At 72.9% G+C, this 2,040-nt stretch carries 3 protein-coding genes; 1 reads left to right on the top strand and 2 read right to left on the bottom strand.

Going from position 1 to position 2,040, the window contains the following annotated elements; translation table 11 throughout:
- Both AB0B48_RS32925 and AB0B48_RS32920 read right to left on the bottom strand, forming a co-directional pair.
- Positions 1–404, bottom strand: a 404-nt coding sequence (locus tag AB0B48_RS32925) for an FAD-binding protein (RefSeq protein WP_357208513.1), incomplete at its 3' end; no start/stop codon positions are given.
- A gap of 132 nt (positions 405–536) precedes the next feature.
- The gene (locus tag AB0B48_RS32920) at positions 537–899 is read right to left on the bottom strand and encodes a YciI family protein (protein WP_355007613.1); all 363 of its coding nucleotides are present in this window, start codon (positions 897–899) and stop codon (positions 537–539) included.
- 242 nt (positions 900–1,141) lie between these two features.
- Here AB0B48_RS32920 and AB0B48_RS32915 point away from each other — a divergent pair, with 242 nt between their 5' ends.
- Positions 1,142–2,014: an aldo/keto reductase gene (locus AB0B48_RS32915; RefSeq protein WP_357208511.1), complete on the top strand. Its 873-nt coding sequence runs from the start codon at positions 1,142–1,144 to the stop codon at positions 2,012–2,014.
- Positions 2,015–2,040 lie beyond the last annotated feature (26 nt).

Here is a 2,040-nt window from a genome sequence, read left to right as displayed (position 1 = left end):
GTGGCCCCCCCCCGGCCGGCCGGGCGGGCGGCGGCGTGCAGCGCGCCCGCCTGGACGCCGCCGCCGTTGGTCACCGTGGCCGCGTCCGGGTCGACCCGCACGGCGCGCAGCCCGGTCAGATCGAGCGCCAGAGCGCCGTCGCGCAGCGCCCGGCCGGCCCAGTCGTGGCCTCCGGAGCGAACCGAGAGGGGCAGGTGGCACCGGGTGGCGATGCGGACCGCCTCGGCCACCTCGTCGGAGTCCTGAATTGCGGCGACCAGCGCGGGTGTGCGCGCCACAGCGCCGTTCCAGAGCCGGGTGGTGACGGCGTAACCGGGATCGCCCGGCTCGTGCAGCCGGTCGCCGAGCAGGGCACGCAGTCGGGCGGCGGCCGACGCGACATCGGGGGTGGCGGCGGAGATCATGGCGACTCCTCGACCGGGGCCGACCCACGACACCGGGTACGCCCCGGCGGCGGCCCGCGCTGGGCGCGACCGTAGCACCGGCAGGCGGTCGAGCGCCGTCGCCATCACGACAGCCACCGATGGACCGGCGGCTCAGCTGTCCGCCTTGACCAGCGGGAACTCCAGGGAACCGGCCGGGCAGAGGAAGGTCAGCACCTCCACCCGGTACAGCCCGGCCTGCACCGCCGGGTCGGCCTCCAGCACGCTGCGGACATCCTCGACGCTGCCGGTACGGGCCAGACCGAAGCCGATCGGCGGATCCGGCTCGCGCGCCGGCCCGTCCACCGAGCCGGCGACCAGGACGATGCCGCGTCGCTGCAACGCCTGCATGTGTTCGGCGTGCTCGGCCTGCAACCGTTGCACGGTCTCCGGGGGCAGGGCCCGCCCGGCCGCGCCGGGATAGATCACGATGCACTCGTACGTGTCGAGCGCGAAGTTGACCTGCGGCACTCCCATGGGTGCTCCCTCCGCCGTCGCGCCGGAACGCACCGGCTCCGGCCAGCGTCGCACGGACACCCCGGTCGTACCGGGCGCTTCCCGGCAACTCGCTTCGGCGCGCTGACGGCGTGTCTGCGCCCACACTCGGCCGACCGGCGGCATGGCGGCAGGGTTCCGGGGGATGATCCATCGGTGGCGGGTGGGCTCTTCACGCCCGCGCTGTCCAGGCCCGCCACGACGAGACGATTGGGGATCGGGCAATGGCGACAAATATCAGTGAGCAGCCCGCGAAGGCGTCCGGCACGTACCGGATCGGTGGCGATGTCACAGTCAACCGGCTCGGCTACGGGGCCATGCAGATCACCGGCCCGGGTGTCTGGGGTGACCCGAAGGACCCGGCCGAGGCGGTTCGCGTGCTGCGCCGTGCGGTCGAGCTGGGCGTGACGTTCATCGACACCGCCGACTCGTACGGGCCGTTCGTCTCGGAGATGTTGATCCGGGAGGCGCTGCACCCGTACGCCGATGACCTGGTGATCGCGACCAAGGCCGGGCTGAGCCGCTCCGGCCCCGGCGACTGGCGTGCGCTGGGCCGCCCGGAGTACCTGCGCCAGCAGTGCGAGCTGAGCCTGCGTCACCTCGGCCTGGACAGCATCCCGCTGTACCAGCTGCACCGGATCGACCCGAAGGTGCCGCTCGCCGATCAGCTCGGTGAGCTGGCGCTGCTGCGGGAGGAAGGCAAGATCCAGCACATCGGGCTGTCCGAGGTCAGCGTCGCGCAGATCGAGGAGTCCCAGGCGATCACCACTATCGCGTCGGTGCAGAACCTGTACAACCTCGCCAACCGCAGCGCCGAGGACGTGCTGGAGTTCTGCGAACGCAACGACCTCGCGTTCATCCCGTGGTTCCCGATCGCGACCGGTGAGCTGGCCCGCCCGGGCGGCCCACTGGACGCCATCTCCAACGCGCACGGCGCGTCGCCCGCGCAGCTCGCGCTGGCCTGGCTGCTGCGCCGCTCGCCGGTGATGCTGCCGATCCCCGGCACGTCCTCGGTGGCGCACCTGGAGGAGAACGTGGCCGCGGCCGACGTGCGGCTCACCGACGACGAGTTCGAGGCGCTCGCCAAGGCGAGCTGACCAACCGGTTCGGACGCCGCCGGGTC

This window comes from Micromonospora sp. NPDC049089, from assembly GCF_040648775.1.
In the GTDB taxonomy this organism is placed as follows: domain Bacteria; phylum Actinomycetota; class Actinomycetes; order Mycobacteriales; family Micromonosporaceae; genus Micromonospora.
Note: the sequence above shows the minus strand (reverse complement) of the source record. Positions and strands in the feature narration are given on the sequence as shown.